This is a genomic window from Kitasatospora sp. NPDC085879 (assembly GCF_040686255.1).
In the GTDB taxonomy this organism is placed as follows: domain Bacteria; phylum Actinomycetota; class Actinomycetes; order Streptomycetales; family Streptomycetaceae; genus Kitasatospora.
The window spans coordinates 34,638-54,457 of record NZ_JBFBJZ010000040.1; the positions used below are offsets into that span (position 1 = coordinate 34,638).

General features: G+C 73.6%; 16 protein-coding genes. 9 read left to right on the plus strand and 7 right to left on the minus strand.

Annotation, left to right across the window (positions count from 1 at the left end):
* Position 1 precedes the first annotated feature (1 nt).
* Positions 2-763 carry a CoA transferase subunit A gene (locus AB0P35_RS26965; RefSeq protein WP_363515439.1) on the minus strand — a complete coding sequence of 254 codons (762 nt, stop codon included), beginning with the start codon at positions 761-763 and terminating at the stop codon, positions 2-4.
* 448 nt (positions 764-1,211) lie between these two features.
* Here AB0P35_RS26965 and AB0P35_RS26970 point away from each other — a divergent pair, with 448 nt between their 5' ends.
* From AB0P35_RS26970 to AB0P35_RS26995, 6 genes are all read left to right on the plus strand, one after another.
* Positions 1,212-2,408, plus strand: a complete 1,197-nt coding sequence (locus AB0P35_RS26970; RefSeq protein ID WP_363515514.1) for a substrate-binding domain-containing protein — start codon at positions 1,212-1,214, stop codon at positions 2,406-2,408.
* 161 nt (positions 2,409-2,569) lie between these two features.
* On the plus strand, positions 2,570-3,271 hold the full coding sequence (locus tag AB0P35_RS26975) for an ABC transporter ATP-binding protein (RefSeq protein WP_363515442.1): 702 nt from the start codon (positions 2,570-2,572) through the stop codon (positions 3,269-3,271).
* Positions 3,272-3,306: 35 nt separating this feature from the next.
* The gene (locus AB0P35_RS26980; protein WP_363515445.1) at positions 3,307-4,104 is read left to right on the plus strand and encodes an ABC transporter ATP-binding protein; all 798 of its coding nucleotides are present in this window, start codon (positions 3,307-3,309) and stop codon (positions 4,102-4,104) included.
* Positions 4,101-4,967, plus strand: a complete 867-nt coding sequence (locus tag AB0P35_RS26985) for a branched-chain amino acid ABC transporter permease (RefSeq protein ID WP_363515448.1) — start codon at positions 4,101-4,103, stop codon at positions 4,965-4,967. The genes AB0P35_RS26980 and AB0P35_RS26985 overlap by 4 nt, the downstream gene beginning before the upstream one ends.
* Positions 4,968-5,074: 107 nt before the next feature.
* Entirely contained in the window at positions 5,075-6,205 is a 1,131-nt protein-coding gene (locus AB0P35_RS26990; RefSeq protein ID WP_363515517.1) for a branched-chain amino acid ABC transporter permease, read from the plus strand.
* A 2-nt stretch (positions 6,206-6,207) separates the two neighbouring features.
* Positions 6,208-7,107 carry an alpha/beta hydrolase gene (locus AB0P35_RS26995; RefSeq protein WP_363515520.1) on the plus strand — a complete coding sequence of 300 codons (900 nt, stop codon included), beginning with the start codon at positions 6,208-6,210 and terminating at the stop codon, positions 7,105-7,107.
* 96 nt (positions 7,108-7,203) lie between these two features.
* Here AB0P35_RS26995 and AB0P35_RS27000 read toward each other — a convergent pair whose 3' ends face one another.
* Positions 7,204-8,469 carry a hypothetical protein gene (locus AB0P35_RS27000; RefSeq protein WP_363515451.1) on the minus strand — a complete coding sequence of 422 codons (1,266 nt, stop codon included), beginning with the start codon at positions 8,467-8,469 and terminating at the stop codon, positions 7,204-7,206.
* Between the two features lie 376 nt (positions 8,470-8,845).
* Positions 8,846-9,448 (minus strand): VTT domain-containing protein, encoded by a 603-nt coding sequence (locus AB0P35_RS27005; protein WP_095874743.1) that lies wholly within the window; start codon positions 9,446-9,448, stop codon positions 8,846-8,848.
* Between the two features lie 515 nt (positions 9,449-9,963).
* Between AB0P35_RS27005 and AB0P35_RS27010 the strand changes: the two genes are divergently transcribed.
* Positions 9,964-11,079: an LLM class flavin-dependent oxidoreductase gene (locus AB0P35_RS27010; RefSeq protein ID WP_363515454.1), complete on the plus strand. Its 1,116-nt coding sequence runs from the start codon at positions 9,964-9,966 to the stop codon at positions 11,077-11,079.
* Positions 11,080-11,164: 85 nt separating this feature from the next.
* Here the strand turns inward: AB0P35_RS27010 and AB0P35_RS27015 are convergent, their stop codons facing one another.
* Together AB0P35_RS27015 and AB0P35_RS27020 are read right to left on the minus strand one after the other, a co-directional pair.
* Complete coding sequence (locus AB0P35_RS27015) at positions 11,165-13,243, minus strand: EAL domain-containing protein (protein ID WP_363515457.1); 2,079 nt, start codon at positions 13,241-13,243, stop codon at positions 11,165-11,167.
* A gap of 760 nt (positions 13,244-14,003) precedes the next feature.
* Positions 14,004-14,429, minus strand: coding sequence for an OsmC family protein (locus AB0P35_RS27020; protein WP_095875641.1), 426 nt, complete (start codon positions 14,427-14,429; stop codon positions 14,004-14,006).
* 332 nt (positions 14,430-14,761) lie between these two features.
* Here AB0P35_RS27020 and AB0P35_RS27025 point away from each other — a divergent pair, with 332 nt between their 5' ends.
* Positions 14,762-15,061 (plus strand): chorismate mutase, encoded by a 300-nt coding sequence (locus tag AB0P35_RS27025; protein WP_095875642.1) that lies wholly within the window; start codon positions 14,762-14,764, stop codon positions 15,059-15,061.
* Positions 15,062-15,320: 259 nt separating this feature from the next.
* Positions 15,321-16,085, plus strand: a complete 765-nt coding sequence (gene lepB / locus AB0P35_RS27030) for a signal peptidase I (RefSeq protein WP_363515460.1) — start codon at positions 15,321-15,323, stop codon at positions 16,083-16,085.
* A gap of 48 nt (positions 16,086-16,133) precedes the next feature.
* On the opposite strand, the gene AB0P35_RS27035 is transcribed toward lepB, so the two are convergent.
* Positions 16,134-17,171 (minus strand): EamA family transporter, encoded by a 1,038-nt coding sequence (locus AB0P35_RS27035; RefSeq protein ID WP_363515463.1) that lies wholly within the window; start codon positions 17,169-17,171, stop codon positions 16,134-16,136.
* A gap of 121 nt (positions 17,172-17,292) precedes the next feature.
* Positions 17,293-19,692 carry a transglycosylase domain-containing protein gene (locus AB0P35_RS27040; RefSeq protein ID WP_363515466.1) on the minus strand — a complete coding sequence of 800 codons (2,400 nt, stop codon included), beginning with the start codon at positions 19,690-19,692 and terminating at the stop codon, positions 17,293-17,295.
* Positions 19,693-19,820: the final 128 nt, after the last annotated feature.

Below are 19,820 nucleotides of genomic sequence, written 5' to 3' on the forward strand. Positions count from 1 at the left end.
GTCAGGCCTCCTGGGGGAGCGGACGGACGGTGCGGCGCTCGATCCGGCGGTCCGCGGGGTCGGCGGCCACGACCCGGTCGACGTACACACCGGGCAGGTGCACCGCGTCCGGCGGGAGCTCGCCCGGCTCGACGATCAGGTCGGCCTCGACCACGGTGACCCGTCCGGCGGTGGCGCACAGCGGATTGAAGTTGCGGGCCGCGGCGTGGAAGACGCAGTTGCCGTGCCGGTCGGCCACCTCGGCCCTGACCAGCGCGAAGTCGGCCGTGATGGCCTCCTCCAGCAGGTACGGCCGGCCGCCGAACTCGCGGACCTCCTTCGCCGGCGAGGCCACCGCGACCGAACCGTCGGCCGCGTACCGCCACGGCAGACCGCCCTCCTCGACCTGCGTCCCCACCCCCGCCGGGGTGAAGAAGGCCGGGATGCCCGCGCCGCCGGCCCGCAGCCGCTCGGCCAGCGTGCCCTGCGGCGTCAGCTCGACCTCCAGCTCGCCGCTCAGGTACTGCCGGGCGAACTCCTTGTTCTCGCCGACGTACGAGGACGTCATCCGGGCGATCCGCCCCGCGCGCAGCAGCAGGCCCAGACCCCAGTCGTCGACCCCGCAGTTGTTGGAGACGACGCGCAGACCGGAGGTGCCGGCCGCCGCGAGGGCGCCCAGCAGCGTGCTCGGGATGCCGCAGAGCCCGAACCCGCCGACGGCGAGGGTGGCTCCGTCCGGGATGTCCTCGACGGCACGGTCGGGGGAGTCAAGGACCTTGTCCAAGGGGTCACCTCACTGAGGGCGGGGGTGGTGGCGGGAGCCGGCCGGGGCGGCGGCAGGTACAACGGTCCGGGCACGGCGGCACGGTGGTCCGGGGCACCTCCACCCTCGCCGTGGGACGTGACCGGATCCATGGCGGTGTCCGACATTCGCCGGCGGCCGGTCATGGCGTCCTGCCACACGGGCCGTTCCCCGGTGCTCCGACATGGCTGAGGGCCACACAGCCGAGCCGGCCGGTGCGTCGACCGGCCATATGTCGTCGCATCGGCCGCACTCCTACGGTTCCGGCATCCACCCCCGCAGCAATCCCCAGGAGCCGGCCGCCATGCGCAACACAGATCTTCCCCGTGTCAGATCCGTCGGAGCTCCGGCGGCCGCCCCGGCCGCCGGCACCCCGGGCGTCGCCCGCGGCACCGGTATCGCGTCCCGTCCGCTGCGCATCGGGCGCCGGATGGCCGCCCTGGCGGCCTGCGGCGTGCTGGCGGTCGGCTGCGCCAAGGCCGGCACGGCGGGGACGGACGCCGCGGGCGGGGGCGGCGACGCGTCCAGCCCGGTCAAGGTCGGCCTGCTCTACTCCAGGACGGGCCCGCTCGCCGCGTACGGCAAGCAGTACCTGGAGGGCTTCAAGGCGGGCCTCGACTACGCGACCAAGGGCACCGGCAAGGTCGACGGGCACCCCATCGAGTTCGTCGAGCAGGACGACGCCGGCGACCCCGCCAAGGCGGTCTCCGGCGCCAAGGAGCTGATCGGCAAGGGCTACAAGATCCTCGCCGGCTCCACCGCCTCCGGTGTGGCGCTGCAGGTGGCGCCGTTCGCCGCGCAGAACAAGGTGCTGTTCATCAGCGGCCCGGCCGCCGCGGACAAGGTCACCGCCCTGAACAAGTACACCTTCCGCTCCGGCCGCCAGTCCTACCAGGACACCCTGACCGCGGCCTCGTTCGTGGGGGACGCCAAGGGCAAGAAGGTGACGGTGCTGGCGCAGGACAGCGCCTTCGGCCAGGCCAACGTGGCCGCCGTCAAGGCCGTCCTCGGCAAGGCCGGCGCCACCGTCGACGCCGTGCTCGCTCCGCCCAGCGCCACCGACCTGACCCCGTTCGCCACCCAGGCCAAGGCCGCCAAGCCCGACCTGCTGTTCGTGGCCTGGGCCGGCGAGACCGCCTCCGCCCTGTGGACCTCGCTCAACCAGCAGGACGTGTTCTCCTCCACCCGTGTGGTCACCGGGCTCGACCTCGCCGCCTCGTACCCGCTGTTCGGCGCGGCCGGCGAGAAGATCTCCTTCCTGAACCACTACCTCGCCGGCGCCGCCGGGACGGACGTCGAGAAGGCGATGACCGAGGCCGTCGCCAAGAGCGGCGGCAAGCCCGACATCTTCACCCCGGACGGCTTCACGGCCGCCCAGATGGTGGTCCACGCGATCGAGGCCAACAAGGGCTCCGCGGACGACACCGCCGCCCTGGTGAAGGCGCTGGAGGGGTGGAGCTTCGACGGCGTCAAGGGCCACCTGACCGTCCGGGCCGAGGACCACGCCCTGCTGCAGCCGATGTTCCAGGTGCGACTGACCGGGACCGGCGCCGCCGCCAAGCCGACCGTGGAGAAGGTCCTTCCCGCCGACCAGGTGGCACCCCCCGTCCTCGCCATGGTGGGTTGACCGTGAGCCAGCCGTCCGCGTCCGGGCCCGCTCTCGGGCCCGGTCCCGCGCCTTCGCCCGCGCCCGGTACAGGGCCTGGCCCTACCGCGACCACCGCGACTGCCGCGGTCGCCGCGCCACCGGTCCTGCGGCTGGCCGGGCTCGGCTGGTCGGTCCGCGGCGTGCCGATCGTGGAGGACGTCTCCTTCACCGTGGGCGAGGGCGAGTTCGTCGCCTTCATCGGCCCGAACGGAGCCGGGAAGACCTCCCTCTTCAACCTGATCTCCGGCATCTGCCCGGCGAGCCACGGCACGCTGGAACTGGACGGCGCGGACATCACGGACCAGCCCGTGCACGCACGTGCCCGGCGCGGCATCGGACGGACGTTCCAGACCTCCTCGCTGTGGGGCGGGATGACGGTCGCCGAGCACGTACGGCTCGCCGCGCAGGCCGCCGCCGGGCCCGCCGCCTCCTACCGGTTGTGGCGCCGGGCCGGCCGGTACGAGGCGCAGGTCGCCGAGACCCTGGAGCGGACCGAACTCGGCCACCGCGCCGACACCCTGGCGAGCGCCCTCTCGCACGGCGAGAAGCGCAAGCTCGAACTGGCCGTGCTGCTGGTCGGCGAACCCCGGCTCATCCTGCTCGACGAGCCGATGGCCGGCGTCAGCGCGGAGGAGGTGCCCGCCCTCACCGAGCTGATCCGCTCGGTGCACCGGGACTCGGGCCGGACCGTACTGATGGTGGAACACCACATGGACGTCCTGCTCGGCCTGGCCGACCGACTCGCCGTGATGCACCACGGCACCCTTCTGGCATTGGACACGCCTGCCGCCGTGATGGCGGACCCCACCGTGCAGCAGGCCTACCTGGGTGAGGCTCTGTGACGGACGACTCCTCTCTGACGAAGCATCGGGAACCCGTGGCCGGCGGGCAGAAGAGCGCCGACGCTGCCGGGCCGGCGCCGCTGCTCGCCGTGCGGGACCTGCGGGTGGTCGTCGACGGCCTGCACATCCTCCACGGCGTAAATCTCGACGTCGCCCCCACCGGTGTGACCGCACTGCTCGGGCGCAACGGGGCGGGCAAGACCACGACGGCCAAGGCGGTCATGGGCCTGGTGCCCAGGACGGGCAGCCTGCTCTTCGACGGGACCGAACTGGTCGGCCTGCCGACCCACTTGGTGGTCCGCCAGGGCATCGGCTACGCCCCGGAGGACCGCGGTATCTTCGCCGGCCTCACCGTCGCCGAGAACCTCCGGCTGGCCGAGCGCGACGCCCAACCCGACTACGACCTGGTCCACGAGCTCTTCCCCGAGCTGCGGAAGCGTGCCCGGCAGGCCGCCGGGACGCTCTCCGGAGGCCAGCAGCAGATGGTCGCGATCGGCCGCACCCTGCTCAACCGCAACCGCCTGATCATCGCCGACGAGCCCACCAAGGGCCTGGCGCCGAAGATCGTCTCGGAGGTGGCCGAGGTCCTGGCCCGGGCCGCGGACCGGGTGCCGATCCTGCTCGTCGAACAGAACCTCGCGCTGGTGCGGCGGCTGGCCGGCCGCTGCACCGTCCTGGCCGACGGCCGGACCGTCCACCAGGGCGACACCGCCGAACTGCTGGCCGACGAGTCGGCCTCGCGCCGGCTGCTCGGTGTCGGCAGCAGGCGCGCCACCGCCGACCCCGGCCGTGTCCGGTCCGTCGAATCCGCTACGGAGGTGACCTCCACATGAACACCGTCGTCCTCCTCGTCTGTACGGGTCTGGGTCTGGGCGCTCTCTACTTCCTGGTGGCCTCCGGGCTGTCACTGATCTTCGGCTTGATGGACGTGCTCAACTTCGCCCACGGCGCCCTGCTGTCGGTGGGCGCGTACGCCGCCTGGTGGGCCTCCGCCGAGGCGGGGGCCGGCTTCTGGCCGGCCGTGCTGTTCGGCACGGCGGTGGGTACCGCGGCCTCCGTCCTGCTCGAACTGGCCGTGATCAGGCCGCTCTACAGTCGTCCTCGTGACCAGATCCTGGCCACCGTCGGCGTCGGCCTGGCGCTGCCCGCCCTGATCATGGGCATCTGGGGCGCCGACGCCCGTCCCTTCCAGCCGCCTGCCGAGCTGGCGGGCACGGTCTCCGTGCTGGGTGCGGTCGTCCCTGTCAACCGCTTCGTCCTGATGGGTGCCGCCCTCGTCGTCCTGGTGCTGCTGCGCCTCTTCCTGAGCCGTACCCGGTACGGCCTGATCGTCCGGGCCGGGGTCGAGGACCGCGCCATGGTCACGGCCCTCGGTATCGATGTGCGTCGCGCGTTCACCCTTGTCTTCGCCATCGGCGGTGCCGCCGCCGCGCTCGGCGGCGCGTTGGCCGGCCTCTACTTCGGTTCGGTGAACCCCGGTCAGGGCACCGGTCTTCTGATCTTCGCCTTCGTCGTGGTCGTCATGGGCGGCATGGGCTCTGTCACGGGCGCCGCCGTCGCCTCCGCGGCAGTCGGGCTCGTCCAGCAGTTCGCCAACTACTACACCGCCGCCGGGCTGGGCGATCTCTCCGTCGTCGTACTCCTCGCCGTACTGCTCCTCGTACGGCCCCGCGGACTCACCGGGAGGCTCGCGTGACCGCCAACTCCTCGATCACGGGCACCGAGAGCCCGACGGGCATCTCAGTGCCAGTGCCCGGCAGTGCTTCTGACGGAGATTCTGGAACAACCGACCGTGGGCGCACCATCCCTCGAACAGGTGAATCATTCAGTGATGGCTCGACCACGCTCCGTCGAGCACTACGCTGGTGGCCGATCGCTCTGCTGATCCTGTTCCTTGTCATCCCCTACAGTGCGTCTCCCGTCCCGGGGCTCCTCGACGGCCCGCTCGGCAGCCCCGGCAGCCTCCAACTGATCGCCCTGTGCCTGCTCTACGGGGCCCTCGCCACCGGCTACGACCTGCTCCTCGGCCGGACGGGCCTGCTCTCCTTCGGCCACGCCCTCTACTTCGCGGCAGGTCTCTACTGCACCGACCTGGCCATGCTCGAACTCCGCCTCCCCCTGCTGCCGGCCGCCGCCGCCGGCATCGCCTGCGCCACCCTGCTGTCCCTGCTGCTCGGCGCCGTCAGCCTCCGGGTGACCGGCATCGGCTTCTCCATGGTCACCCTCGCCTTCGCCCAGGCCGGGGCGATCCTCGTCCAGCGCAACCCGGGGGGCCTCACCGGCGGCGAGGAGGGGCGCGCCGCCCCCGCCGACCTGCTGCCGGCCTCACTGGTCGGCATCGGCAACACCGCCAACCTCTACTGGATCGCCCTCGGGTACCTCGTCCTCACCCTGGCGGTCGTCCACTGGACCGTCGGCTCCCCGATCGGCCGGGTCTGGGCCGGCATCCGGGAGAACGAACGGCGCGTCGAGGTGCTCGGCCTGCGCCCGTACGGCTACAAGCTGATCGCCTTCGTGGTGGCCGGGACCCTGGCGGGCGCCGGCGGAGTCGTCCACCTGCTGCTGACCGGCGGCGCCACCCCGCAGGCCGCGACCTCCGACGCCACCCTCGCCCTGCTGGTCATGGTGGTGCTCGGCGGGTCCGGCAGCCGCTGGGGGCCGCTGCTCGGCGGCGTCCTGTACACCTGGGCCGGCCACCGCCTCGGCGACCTCGCCAACTCCTCCGCCGTCGCCGACCTCCCCGCGGTGCTGCGCGTGCCGCTCTCCCAGCCGCTCTTCCTGCTCGGCGGCCTGTTCGTCGTCGTGGTCTACCTGCTACCCGGCGGCCTGGCTAGACTGCCGGCCCGCCTGCGCGCCGCCCGCGCCGCCTCGGCCGTGTCCGCCCGCGCCGGCTCGACCGTGCCCGCCCGTACCCGTGGAAGTGAGGCAGCGTGAGCATCTTCGGAGGCCCCGTGCACGACGAACTGACCGTGCCGGTGCCCGGCGGCGACCTCGCCGTCCTGCGCTGGCCGGCGCGGGAGCCCGACGCCCCCACGGTGGTCGCCGTCCACGGCATCACCGCCAACGCCCTGGCCTGGGGCGAGGTCGCCGACCGCCTGGCCGGCCGGGCCACCCTGGTCGCCCCGGACCTCCGGGGCCGGGCCGACAGCCGCACGGTCGACGGACCGTTCGGCCTCGCCCGGCACGCGGACGACGTGGCCGCCGTCATCCGCACCCTGGACCTCGGGCCGGCCCATCTGGTCGGCCACTCGATGGGGGCGTGGGTCTGCGCCCTCGCCGCGGTGCGCCACCCCGGCGCGGTGCGCCGCGTCCTGCTGGTCGACGGAGCCGTCAGCTTCCCGCTCCCGCCCGGCGTCCACGAGGACGACGCGCTGGCGGCGGTGCTCGGCCCCGCGCTCGCGCGGCTCTCCATGACCTTCCCGGACCGGCAGGCGTACCGGGAGTTCTGGCAGGACCACCCCGCCTTCGTCGACGAGTGGACCGCCCGCATGGACGCCTACACCCAGCGCGACCTGATCGGGACGGAGCCGGAACTGCGCTCCTCCTGCGTCCCCGAGGCCATCCGGCAGGACGGCCACGAGGTGCTGCTCGACAAGGAGGCCGCAGCCGCCGTTCACCACCTGTCCTGCCCCGCCGAACTGCTCTGGGCCGAGCGCGGACTGCTCAACGAACCGCAGGGCCTCTACGACGAGGCCCGCCTCGGGTCGGCCGGCCTGGACGGGACCCGGGTCCCGTCCACCCCTGTGCCCGGCACCAACCACTACTCGATCATCGGTGGCGCGGCCGGCGCCGACACCGTGGTCGACCGGCTGCTCCGAGGGTCGGCGACGGCCTGACGACCGCCGACACGCGAAGGCGGCCCCCGTCCGCGACGAACGACGGGGGCCGCGCCATCCACACCTGCCACACCTGGGGGTGCCGCCGGACCTGCCTCAGCCGGCCGTCCCCAGGAAGCCGCCCCAACCGCCCGTCGGGGCCTTGCCCACGCCCAGGGTGCGGAGCTTGCGCAGCGTCGACTGGTCCTGGACCTCCAGCCACTCGACCAGCTGCCGGAACGAGACCAGCCGGACGTCCGGCTTGCCCGCGATCGCCTTCATGGTGTCCTCGACGGCGTCCATGTAGATGCCGCCGTTCCACTGCTCGAAGTGGTTGCCGATGAACAGCGGCGCCCGGTTGGTGGTGTAGGCCCGCTCGAAGCCCGCCATGTAGGCGTCGTGGGCCTGGCCGCGCCACTCCGCGTACTTCGACGGATCGCCCTTGGTCGAGCCGTGCGACTGGTTGGCCAGGATGTTGTAGTCCATCGACAGCACCTGGAAGCTGTGCCCGGGGAACGGGATGCCCTGCAGCGGGAAGTCCCAGATCTTCCCGTCCTGGACCTTCTGCGGCCAGATCTGCAGCCCGCCGGGCGAGCTCGCGTCGTACTTCCAGCCCAGCTTGGCGGCGGTCGGCAGCAGCCCCTTCTGGCCCTGCAGGCAGGGCGTGCGACCGCCGATGAGCTCCTTCTTGTAGTCGAAGGGCAGCGGATCGACGTCGGTGAAGCCGGTGTTCGTCCGCCACTGGGTGACGAAGGACACGGCCTGCTGGATCTCGTTCTCCCAGTCCTCGGGGGACCACTTGTTCACGGCGTTGCCGTCGTCGGGCTGCCGGGCGCAGAAGTGGCCGTTGAAGTGGGTGCCGATCTCGTGGCCGGCCAGCCAGGCCTGGCTGATCAGCTTGACGGTGTTGCGCACCGCGTTCTGGGAGAGGAACGGGATGTCCGAGGCGCCGACGGGGTGGCGCGGCGGGTGGTAGAGGCTCGACTTCTCCTTCGGCACGGTGTAGATGCCGGAGAGGAAGAAGGTCATCGACGCCTTGAGCTCGTCGGCGAGCTTCAGGAACCGGCTGAACTGCCCGTCGTCCGTGGCGCCGGCGCCGTCCCAGGAGAACACCACGAACTGCGGCGGCTGCTCACCGGGCTTGAGCTTCTCGGGCTTGGGCTGGTTCGGCTGGGCCCCGGTGTCGGCCGTCGAGCCGTCCCCCAGCGGGGTTCCCTTGACCGGCTTGCCGGTGGCGGTGCTGCCGGCGCCGTCCCCGGACCCGCCGCCCGGCCCGTTGGCCTTGCCCTTGGAGCCGCCGCCACCGGAACACGCGGCGACGGCCCCCAGCGCCGCGGTGGCCGCCCCGGCGCTCAGCACAGTCCTGCGCGAGATGCTGCTCATGGTCTCCCCTGCCCGCGTGGTGCCCGCACTCAGCAGACGTCCGGACACCGAAGAGGCATCCGGACGCGCCGACATAATCGGACAATTGATCTGTATTGCTGCCCAAGGATGTCATGAGCGCTCAGGTCGGTACAGCGCGCCTGTCCACCCTCAGGTCACCACGCAGGTCATACCCGCGACGGCTCCACGGGAGCGCCGACTGTTGCGGTCCTGAGACAGATCGCCGGACCGACGCGCGGTCAGAGCGGTTCGGGGGACGTGCCGTGCCGGGAGTGCCGTGCCGGCAGGGCCGTGAGAGGAGTGGCGGGGCGGGCGTGGCAGGGCAGGCGTGGCAGGGCAGAAATGGCAGAGCCGCAGGAGGTGTCGGCGAGCGGGTTCAGCAGGCGGCGAGCGCCGCGCGGCGGCGCCGACGGATCACGCGGGCGATGCTGCCGCTGATCAGGGTCGCGGCCGCGCACGAGACGGCCAGGCTCAGCCAGGCGGTGTCGAACCAGTGGCTGTTGAGCCAGCCCAGGCTGACGATGTACGCGGCCCAGACGACGGCCGCCAGCGCGGACCAGCGGAGGAAGATCCGGGACGACGCCGGCGAGTGGCCGACCGCCAGGTCGATGACGGTGCGCCCGGCCGGGACGAACCGGGCGACGATCACGATGACGGCCGCGGCGCGACTGGTCCGCTGCGCCAGGCCGGCCTGCATCCGTTCCACGCTCGCCGCCAGCTCCGGGCGGCGGGCCAGCCGGCGCCGTACGGCCGGGGCGCCGCGGCGGGCCAGGTGCAGCAGCAGGAGGTCGCCCAGGAAGGAGGCCACGGCCACGCCGAAGCCCAGCAGCAGCGGCGCGCCGTCGACCTCGGAGGTCCGGAGCACGGCGAGGATCACCAGCGTCCCGCTGGGAAGGAAAGGAAGGAAGGCGTCACCGAGCACGGCGCAGAGCGCCAGTGCGCAGATCCACGACGGGCCGAGTACGGCTGCGGCGTTCAAGGTCGAACTCCCTCCAGACCGCCCGGGGGAGAGCAGTGCTGCAAGGAGTAACGCTAGCGAGTCGAACTTTCATGCCATGAAGCACCCCCCGTGTGGCACGGCTCACGGCCCTGATCGCCGGCCTGCCCGACCGTCCGGGCCCGGTGTCCGGCAGGCCCGGTGCGCATGCCACGAGCCCCCGGGGCGGGGTGCCGCTCCGGGGGCTCGCGGGGACCGCCGGTGCTGGTCCAGCCCGGTGGTCTTCGTCAGGAGCGCGGTGATGCATGCACCGCACTGGTGAGCAACTCTGCCGGATCGCCGCTTCTGACGCGACATCAGAAGCTGGCGAGTTCCCGCGCTGGCACGAAGTCGCCAGGATCGGCTTCGTTCGGCGGGCCGACCGGCGCATCGCTCCGGGGGCGCGCGAAATCGGGTTCGGGAACGAGGGAACAGGTCCGCCCGGATCCGGGTTGTCCCCCGTCGTCGGTCGTCCGATCGGCGACCAGGAACCCGCGGCGACCAGGAGGACGGGCGGCATGAGCGGCGAGCACACCGGCGGAACGCAGGACCACACGGAGACGGCACCGCCCGGCGCGGACCCCGTGCGCGCACGGGCCCGCGGGTCCGCACCCGCCCCGCTCTCCATCCTCGACCTGGCCACCGTCGGCGCCGGCTACTCGCCCGCCGACGCCCTCGCCGCCACCACCGAACTGGCCCGTGCGGCCGAGGGCTGGGGCTACCACCGCTTCTGGGTCGCCGAGCACCACGGCATGCCCGGCGTCGCCAGCTCGAACCCGGCGGTGCTGCTCGCCCACCTCGGAGCGCACACCCGCACCCTGCGCCTCGGTTCCGGCGGCGTGATGCTCCCCAACCACGCCCCGCTGACCGTCGCCGAGCAGTTCGGCCTGCTGGAGGCCCTGCACCCCGGGCGGATCGATCTCGGACTCGGCCGGGCGCCCGGTACCGACCAGGCCACCGCCCGGGCCCTGCGCCGCGGACTCTCCGACGGCGCCGAGGACTTCCCGCAGCAGCTCGCCGAGCTCACCCACTTCCTCGACGGCGACTTCCCGGACGGCCACCCGTACGCGCGACTGCGGGCCGTTCCGCAGAGCACCGCCCGGCCGCCGATCTGGCTGCTCGGCTCGTCCGGCTTCAGCGCCCGGCTGGCCGGCCGGCTCGGCCTGCCGTTCGCCTTCGCGCACCACTTCAGCGCCGCCAACACGGTGCCGGCCCTCGACCTCTACCGCAGTTCCTTCGAGCCGTCCGACGTCCTGGACGAGCCCTACGCGCTGATCGGTGTCAGCGCGGTCGCCGCCGACCGGGAGTCCGACGCGCTCCGCCTCGCCCGGTCCGCCGGCCTCGCCATGCTCCGGCTCCGGCAGGGCCGCCCCGGGCTGATCCCCACCCCCGACGAGGCCGAGTCCCACCCCTACACGGAGATGGAGGCGGATTTCCTGGAGAGCTGGCTGGGCAATGTCGTCCTCGGCACCCCCGGGCAGGTGGCCGACGGCCTGGAGGCCCTCCGCAAGCGGGTCGGCGCCGACGAGCTCATGGTCACGTCGCACATCCACGGCCACGAGGCCCGCCGTCGTTCCTACGGGCTGATCGCCGAGGCGTACGGGCTGACCGTCGCCCCGTCCCCGCGCGGCTGACCACCGCCGGGCGGACGTCCCGCGCGGCTGACCCATCGCCGGGCGGACGCCCCGCGTCGGCCCGCCTCATCGAGGGGGCCGACGCTCAGTCGGGGTAGGTCTCGCGGAGCATGTCCGCCACGATCTCGGCGTCGCCGGGCTTGGCGAAGTACCAGCCCTGGGCGGTGTCGCAGCCGGTGAGGCGGAGCCGCTCGGCCTGGGCGGCGTTCTCGATGCCCTCGGCGGTGACGGTCAGCCCGAGGGCGTGGGCGAGCTGCACCATGGCGCCGACGATCTGCTCGTCCGCCTCGGTGCGGCGCGCCCGGGCGCCGTCGGGGTCGGGGGAGGAGGACCGGCCGCCGGGAAGACCGGGCGACCCGGCGTCGCGGAAGGCCTCGACGAAGGTGCCGTCGAGCTTGAGGACGTGCACCGGGAGCCGGGAGAGGTAGGCGAGGTTCGAGTAGCCGGTGCCGAAGTCGTCGATCGCGATCCTGATGCCCATGTCTGCGAGGGCCTGCAGCGCCTGGATGGGGCGCCCGCCGGGGCCGAGCAGGGCGCTCTCGGTGATTTCCAGCTGGAGGAGTCCGGCCGGGAGTCCGGTCCGTTCGAGGACCTCCGCGACGTCCGCGACGACGTCGGAGTCCCAGATCTGACGGGCGGCCAGGTTGACGCTGACGAAGGTGTCGGCGTCCGGGAACTCCGCCAGCCAGCGTCTCGCCTGTCTGCAGGACTCCTCCAGCACCCACTTGCCGAGCGGCACGATCGCCCCGGACTCCTCGGCCAGCGGGATGAACCGGTCGGGGGAGAGGGTGCCGTACCGGGGGTGCCGCCAGCGGACCAGCGCCTCGGCGCCGTGCACCAGCCCGTCCGAGAGCCCCACCAGCGGCTGGTACTCGACGGTGAACTCACCGCGTTCCAGCGCCGGCCGCAGGGCGGTGGACAGCAGCTGCCGGGTCAGCTGGTGGGCGCCGCGGGCCGGGTCGTACAGCGTCCAGCGGGCGCGGCCGTCGGCCTTGGACCAGTAGAGGGTGGAGTCGGCGTCCTTGAGCAGGTCGGTCGGTGAGGTGCCCTCGACCGGGCGCTCCACCACACCGACCGAGGCGGTGACGGCCAGCCGGTGGCCGCCGATCTCGAACGGCTTCTCCAGGGCCTTGATCAGCCGGCCGGCGAGCGAGGTGAGCTGCTCGGACCCTTCGCTCTCGGTGATCAGGACGGCGAACTCGTCCCCGCCGAGCCGCGCGACGAGCTGCCGGTCGCCACGGGCGAAGCCGTTCTCCAGACGGGCCGCCACCGCGACCAGCAACTGGTCCCCGACGTGGTGGCCGAGCGTCTCGTTGATCACCGCGAAGCCGTCGAGGTCGAGATAGCAGAGGCCGATCCGCGGCCGTCGGTCGCCGTCGGCCCGGTCGGGCCGGGCTCCCGTCCTCGTAGCACCGTTCACGGTGCCCTGGACGACACCCTTGAGGGAGCCGTTCGCGGCGCCGTTCCGCGGTGGCCCCGACGCGCCGTTGAGCGCCGCCGCGGCCGAGGTGAGCACGGCCCCCGCCGCACCCGGTCCCTGCCGGGTCCCGGCCCGACCGCCGTCCCGCCGACCGTCGTCCGTCCGACTGCTGTCCGCCCTGCCGCCGTCCGTCCGGATACCGACGGCGAGGAAGGCGGCCTCCAAGCGCTCGAAGAACAGCGTGCGGTTCGGCAGCCGGGTCAGCGGGTCGTGCAGGGCCTGGTAGGCCAGCCGGTCGCCGAGGAGCCGCTGCTCGGTGACGTCCTCGACCATGGCCAGGGTGTAGAGCGGATGCCCGGCACCGTCCCGGATCAGGGAGAGGGCCACCTTGCTCCACACCGAGCGGCCGTCCCGGTGCTTCAGCCGCTTCTCGACCCGCAGTCTGTCCCGCTTGCCCTGCACCAGGTCGCGGTAGAGGCGGCGCGGGGTGTCCTCGGGCTCGATGATCTCGTGGATGTGGGTGCGGGTCAGATCGGAGGGCTCACGGCCCAGCATCGCCGCGAAGGCGGGGTTGGCCTCGATGATCCGGTCGTCCGCGTCGATCAGCGCCATCCCGATGCCGGCGTCCGCGAACGCCGCGCGGAACCGGGACTCACTGGCCCGCAGCGCGGCCAGCAGACGTCCGGTGCTGCCACCGACCGGCCCGGCGCAGGTGGGGCAGGAGAGCAGCGGCTCGACCGGCACCGGTGGCTCGTCCGCCGACTCCGACACGGGCCGCGACGCCGGCTGCGACGCCGGCCGCAACCCCGTCTGAATCCCCGGCTGTTCGGCCTCCGCCGAGTCGTCGGGCGCGCTTCCGTGCGGGCGGCCGGACGACGGTGCGGGGCTGTGCTGCTCGGAGCGCCCGGGCGGTGCGTGCGGGGGTTCGGGGCGGCCGGGGCGCGCGCGGCTCGACTCCTCCTGCCGCACACCCGTGTGATGTGCGTCGACCCCCTCGTTTCGCCCCGGCACGGCATGCTCCCGTCCGCTGCTCCCGCTGATCCGGACGGCTGCCGTAGTGCAGTTGTCCGCGTTCACGGCGGTCCACGCCCCAGTCCGATCCAACCCCTCGATCGAACCCCTCGGGTCGGGCCACCGCCGCCGATCATAGGCGTCGAGAAGAACCGGCGGCGACCGCCGCGAGGGTGATTCGCCGGGTTTCTGACGGGACGTGAGCGTGCAGCGCGACGCCCCCGGTCGGCGCCGTGGGGCGGCGGCCGGGGGCGAGTGCGCATACGGCCTGCTCGTCCGGTGTGCGGACCGGCGAACGGGCTCCCGGTGGGAGGGCGGCGGCCGCCCCGGCGCCCGGCCGCCCGGAGCCGTCCGGCGAATTTGCGCCGGTGGCGCCGACGGCGTGTCGCGGGCCCCCGGACGGCCTATCGAACGGCGTACCGGTCGCCGGCGAGGCCGGCAGCCGGTCCGGTCGCCGGGCCGATCGGGCCCGGCGACCGAGTCCGTCCGGCGGTCAGGCCAGCTTGGCGGTGAGGGTGATGGTGGTGCCGGTGAGGGCCTGGCTCACCGGGCAGTTGGCCTTGGCGTCCTCGGCGGCCTTGATGAAGCCCGCCTCGTCGAGGCCGGGCACCTCGCCGGTGACGGTGAGGTGGATGCCGGTGATGCCGGTGCCCGGCTGGAAGGTGACGTCCGCCTGGGTGTCCAGCTTGGTGGGCGGCGTGCCGGCGCGGGCCAGGCCGTTCGAGAGGGCCATGGAGAAGCAGGAGGAGTGGGCGGCGGCGATGAGCTCCTCGGGGCTGGTCTTCCCGTTCGGGGTCTCGGCGCGGGCCGGCCAGGACACCGGGTACTCCCCGATGCCGGAAGAGGCGAACGTCACCACGCCCTTGCCCTCGAGCAGGTTGCCTTCCCACGCGGTGCGTGCGGTACGGGTGGTTGCCACGATCAGGTACCTCCTGTGCTGGAAGAACTGCTGGGTCGTCACGTCCTGTGGCGCCGCGCCCAGCCTACGCGGCGAGGGCCCGCCCGACCGGTGCTCCGCCGCACCCGCCACGCGGGACCGTTCCGATGTCCGGATGGTGGACGCCTGGTCCGAACGGTGGGAGTTCCGAGGGTCTCCCCTGTTAGATTTGCCGAGGCCCGCGCCGGTCTCCGGCCGTCGGGCACGTCCAGCCCCGCAAGCTCCGGAGCGATCATCCGATGACCGATCAGCCCACCGATTCCGCCGCCGACGCCGTGGCCGCCGATGCCGCTGCCGCGGACGCCGAAGGCGCGATGGCGCAGATCGACGAAGCGGTGCGCGCCGAGCTGACCAGCCTGCGCGAGAGCATCGACAACATCGACGCGGCCGTCGTGCACATGCTGGCCGAGCGGTTCAAGGCGACCCAGCGCGTCGGCCGCCTCAAGGCCGACCACAAGCTGCCCCCGGCCGACCCGACCCGGGAGCGCGAGCAGATCGCGCGGCTGCGCGACCTGGCCGCCGGCGCCCACCTCGACCCGGTCTTCGCCGAGAAGTTCCTGAACTTCATCATCGCCGAGGTCATCCGGCACCACGAGGCGATCGCCCGCTCCTGACCGGGAGTCCATCGCGCCGGGCGCCCGCGCCGCCGTGCCGGGGCCCATCGCATTGGGCGCCGGGCCACCGCGGCTGCCGTCCTGTCCGGATGTCGGCTGAGGCTAAAGGCGGGATTTCCCGTGGGCGGCACACGGCGCTAGCGTGCTGTTCTCTTCTCGACCGGCGATCGCGACGCACCGGCGGGGCAGTCACCGCGCCGGCCCGCCGGGGCCCGGTGCGGCCCGGCGCCCGGCGGTGGCGCGGAGGGTGGCACTGCAGATGACCAGCTACGTGGGTACGCCGGACGCGGAGCCGTCGACCGGTCCCGAGCCCTCCCCGCGTCCGGACGCCGAGGGCGGGTCCGGGGCCCCGACCGGCCGAGCTCCTCGTGAGCGCGGACGGCGCCGCTGGCCCTGGTGGGTCGAGCTGCCGGTGATGGCCGCCGTCGGCCTGGTCGTGGCCCTGGTGATCAAGACCTGCCTGTTCCAGGTGTTCACCATCCCGTCCGGCTCCATGGAGAACACCCTGCGGATCCACGACCGGGTGGCCGTCAACAAGCTGGCCGTCCTCACCGGCTGGGAGCCGAAGCCGGGCGAGCCGGTGGTCTTCCGCGACCCCGGGAACTGGCTGCCGCCGCAGGCGGACACCTCGGGCACGCTGCCCGGCGCCTTCGACGCCGTTCTGAGCTTCGTCGGCCTGCTGCCGCCGAAGGACGACAACTACCTGGTCAAGCGGGTCATCGCGACGGGCGGCCAGACCGTCCAGTGCGCCGGGACGGTGCTCCGCGTGGACGGCCACCCGGTGGCGGAGCCGTACCTGCACGCCGGCGACGACTCCTGCTCCGGGCTGGACTTCGGCCCGGTCACCGTGCCGCAGGGGTACGTCTGGGTGGAGGGCGACCACCGGAGCAACTCCGCGGACTCCCGCTACCACCGGGACGGGCCGGGCGACGGCGCCGTGCCGGTGGCGAACGTGGTCGGTCCGGCGGCGGCCGTGGTCTGGCCGCTCGGCCATGTCGACTGGTTCGGCTGGTCCGGCCGCTGAACCCGGGCCGGCCTCGCGGCCGGTCCCACGGCCGGCCGCCTCAGCCGGTCAGGCCGACTCCCGCACGGCGTCCCCGCGGACACCCTCCGCCTCCGTGCCCCTGTTCCCCGTGCTCCCGTCTCCGGTGCCCCCGCCCGACGCGACGGTGCGCTCCGGCGCGGACACGGGCTTGCTGGTCTGCGCCGCGAAGGCGCCCGCCAGCACCAGCAGGCCGCCGAGCAGTTGCGGCGTGCCGAGGTGTTCGCCGAGCAGCACCCAGGCGAGGACGGTGGCGACCACGGCCTCCAGGTTGGCGACCACGCCGGCGACCGGCGGCGAGAGGTGCTGGACGGAGACCACGCCGGTCAGGTAGGCCAGCACCGTCGCGACCAGCACCATCCAGGCGGCGGGCAGCGCCGCGGGCAGGCTGTGGCCGTTCATGACGACCGAGCCGCCCAGCAGGCCCCAGTCGGCCTCCCACGGCCGGGTCAGGGCGGTGAGGAGGACGGCGCCGATGAGCAGGCCGTAGGCGCTGACCGCGATCGGGTCGATCGGCTTCTCTCCGCGGCTGCCGGCGTCGGCGAGCACGAAGTAGCCGACCTGGCAGCAGGCCGCGCCGAGGCCGAAGAGCACGCCGACGGCGTCGAAGCCCAGGCCGTTCCAGACCTCGACGACGCAGGCCAGACCGGTGACGGCGACACCGGCGCCGATCACGGCCCCGCGCGAGACGGGACGGCGCTGCACGAACTTCACGTACCCGAGCAGCAGCGGCGGGCCGAGGTACTCGATGAGCAGCGCGACACCGACCGGGATGCGGGAGATCGCCGCGAAGTAGCAGGCCTGCACGCCGGCCACGGCCAGCAGGCCGAAGCCGAGCAGCAGCCCGGGCCGCTGGCGGACGGCCGCCCGGTGCCGGTAGGCGAGCGGCAGCAGGACCAGAGCGGCGCCGGTGACCCGCAGCCACACCACGTGCAGCGGGGAGAGACCGGCCTCGATCAGCGGTTTCGCGGCGGTGCCGGAGCCGCCGAACGCGAAGGCGGAGAGCAGCGCGAGCGAGAGACCGAGCGAGCGGAGGCTGCGGGTCGGGGAGGGTGAGGAGCTGTGCACCGACGCATTGTGCCAGTCCGTGGATGCACCTGGTAAGGCGCCATCTCACGTTATGGTCCTGTGCCCCCCCCCGGCGGTCGTTCCTCGCGATCGCTGCGGGGAGACACCGCCGCGGGCGGCGCTACCCCCGGCCGCCGGTCGTGCTCCCCGTCCCGCCGGAGCCGGAGCCGGAGCCGGAGCCGGACCCGGAGCCGGACGAGGTCCCGGAGGACGAGCCGCTGCCCGTCCCGCCCGATCCGGAGGAGCCGGTGCCCGTGCCGTAGCCGAGCAGCCCGCCCCCGCCGTCCGTCCCGCCGGAGCCGGTCGAGCCGGATCCGCCCGAGGTGCTGCCGGAGCCGCCGGTGGCGGCGCCCGGGCGGCCCGCACCCGGGGTGGCGCCCTTCGACGCCCAGGACCGCTCGGGCTCGCGCGAGGCGTCGCCGTCCCCGGCGGGAGCGCCGGCGGCCGGCGAGGACGGGGCGGCGGACGGCCCGGCCGAGGCACTGCCGGTCGGCGACGGTTCGGCCGGCCGCGAGCGGACCTGCTTCGGCGGCGTGAAGTCGGTGACCGGCTCGCCGGCCAGTGCGGCCTTCATGTAGGCGGTCCAGATCAGCGCCGGGTAGCGGCCGCCCGCGGCCTCGCCGGTGCCGCCGACGCCGTCCAGGGTGACCTGGGCGCCGGTCGCCGGGTCCTGGCCGAACAGGGCGACGGCCGTCACCAGCTCCGGGGTGTAGCCGACGAACCAGACCGACCGGGAGTTGTCCGTGGTGCCGGTCTTGCCGGCAGCGGGCCGGTCCAGGGCGGCCGCCCGCCAGCCGGTGGCGCCCGGGTCGTTGACGACGCCCGCCAGCGTGGCGGTGGTGGCCCGGGCCGCCTCGGTGCTGACCGCCTGGGTGGTGCTGTGCGCGGGCAGCGGCACCTGTTCGCCCTCCACCCGGACGGACTTCACCAGCCACGGGGTGATCTGCTTGCCGTTGTTGTCCAGGGCCGCGTACACCCCGGCCATCTGCAGCACGCTCGGGGTGGCCGCGCCGAGCGGGATCGACGGCACCGCGGAGAGCCCCGGGGTGTCGGCGGGCAGGCCGAGCGCGACGGCGGTCTTCCGGACGGTCTCCAGGCCGGTGTCCTGCGCGAGCTGCGCGTACACCGAGTTGACCGACCAGTCGGTGGCCTGCTGCAGGGTGATCTGCCCGTAGTCCTTGCCGCCCTCGTTCGGCGGGGCGTACGGCGTGCCGGTGCCGCCGCGGACGGACCGGCCGCTGGTGCCGTCGTAGACGGTGTCGGCGGTGATCCGGCGCCCGGCCTGGGTGCGGGCCTCGCTGTCCAGCGCGGCGGCCAGTGCGATCGCCTTGAAGGTGGAGCCGGCCTGGTAGTCCTGCCGGGTGGCGTTGTCGACCCAGTGCCTGGTGGCGTCGCTGCCGCCGTACAGCGCGACCACCGCCCCGGTCTTCGGGTCCAGCGAGACGGCGCCCGCCTGGACGTCGGCGTCCTTCTTGCGCTTCGCCGGGTCCAGGTTGTCGGTGAGCTGCTTGCGGACGGCGGCCTGCAGCTGCCGCTCCCGCTCGCCGTCCACGGTGAGCGTGATGGTGTAGCCGCCCTGGGCGAGCTGGGCGTCGCTGAGGATGTGCCGCGAGGTCAGGTAGTCGGTGGCGGCCGAGACCAGGTAGCCGGCCTGCCCGGAGAGGCCGGGCGCGCTCTTCGGCTCCTTCACCCCGGGGAAGGCGGTCGCGGCCCGCTCCTCGGCGGAGAGCCAGTGCTCCTGGACCATGCCGTCCAGCACGTAGTTCCAGCGGTTCGTCGCGTTCTGCTTGCCCTGCGGCGTGGCGGTGGCCACGTCGTACGCGCTGGGCGCGTTCAGCAGTGCGGCCAGGTAGGCGCCCTGGGCGGCGTCCAGCCGGTCGGCGTCGAGGCCGAAGTAGGCCTGCGCGGCCGCCTGGATGCCGTAGGCGCCGCGCCCGTAGTACGCGGTGTTGAGGTAGCCGGCGAGGACGTCGTCCTTGCTCTCCGTCGCGTCCACCTTGATCGCGATGAAGAGCTCCTTCACCTTGCGGGTGACGCTCTGCTTCTGGCTGAGGTAGGTGTTCTTGACGTACTGCTGGGTGATCGTCGACCCGCCCTGGGTGGCTTTGCCGGTCGCGGTGTTGAACGCGGCCCGGGTCAGGCCCTGCAGGTTGACGGCGCCCTCGTGGTAGAAGTTCCGGTCCTCGGCGGCCAGCGCGGCGTGCCTGGCGGCGGGCGAGATCCGGTCGAGCGGCACGTTCTGCCGGTTCGTCTGGCCGGTCCGGGCGATCAGCGTGCCGTCCGAGTACAGCCAGGTGTTGCTCTGCGCCGTCGCGGCGGCGTGCGCGTCCGGCACCCGCACGAGGGTCAGCCCCAGCGCGAACAGCCCGACCGCGAGCAGCACCGCCGTCACCGACCCGGCCAGCAGTGCCCGCCAGCCCGGCACCAGCCGCCGCCAGCCGGTGCGCCGCCCGGTCGTCCGGCGGCCGAGCCACCGTCCGCGGGGCGCGCCGGGACCGTTCTGCTGCGAAGTACGGGGCACCGGAGGTCCCTTCCTGCGAGCCCCGCAAAGGTCGCTCACCCGTCGGACGGCATGGACCGTCCCACCCTGCCTGATCGACTTGTCCGCCGTTAGGGACTTATGTCCCATATTTCCTACCGTTCCCTCAC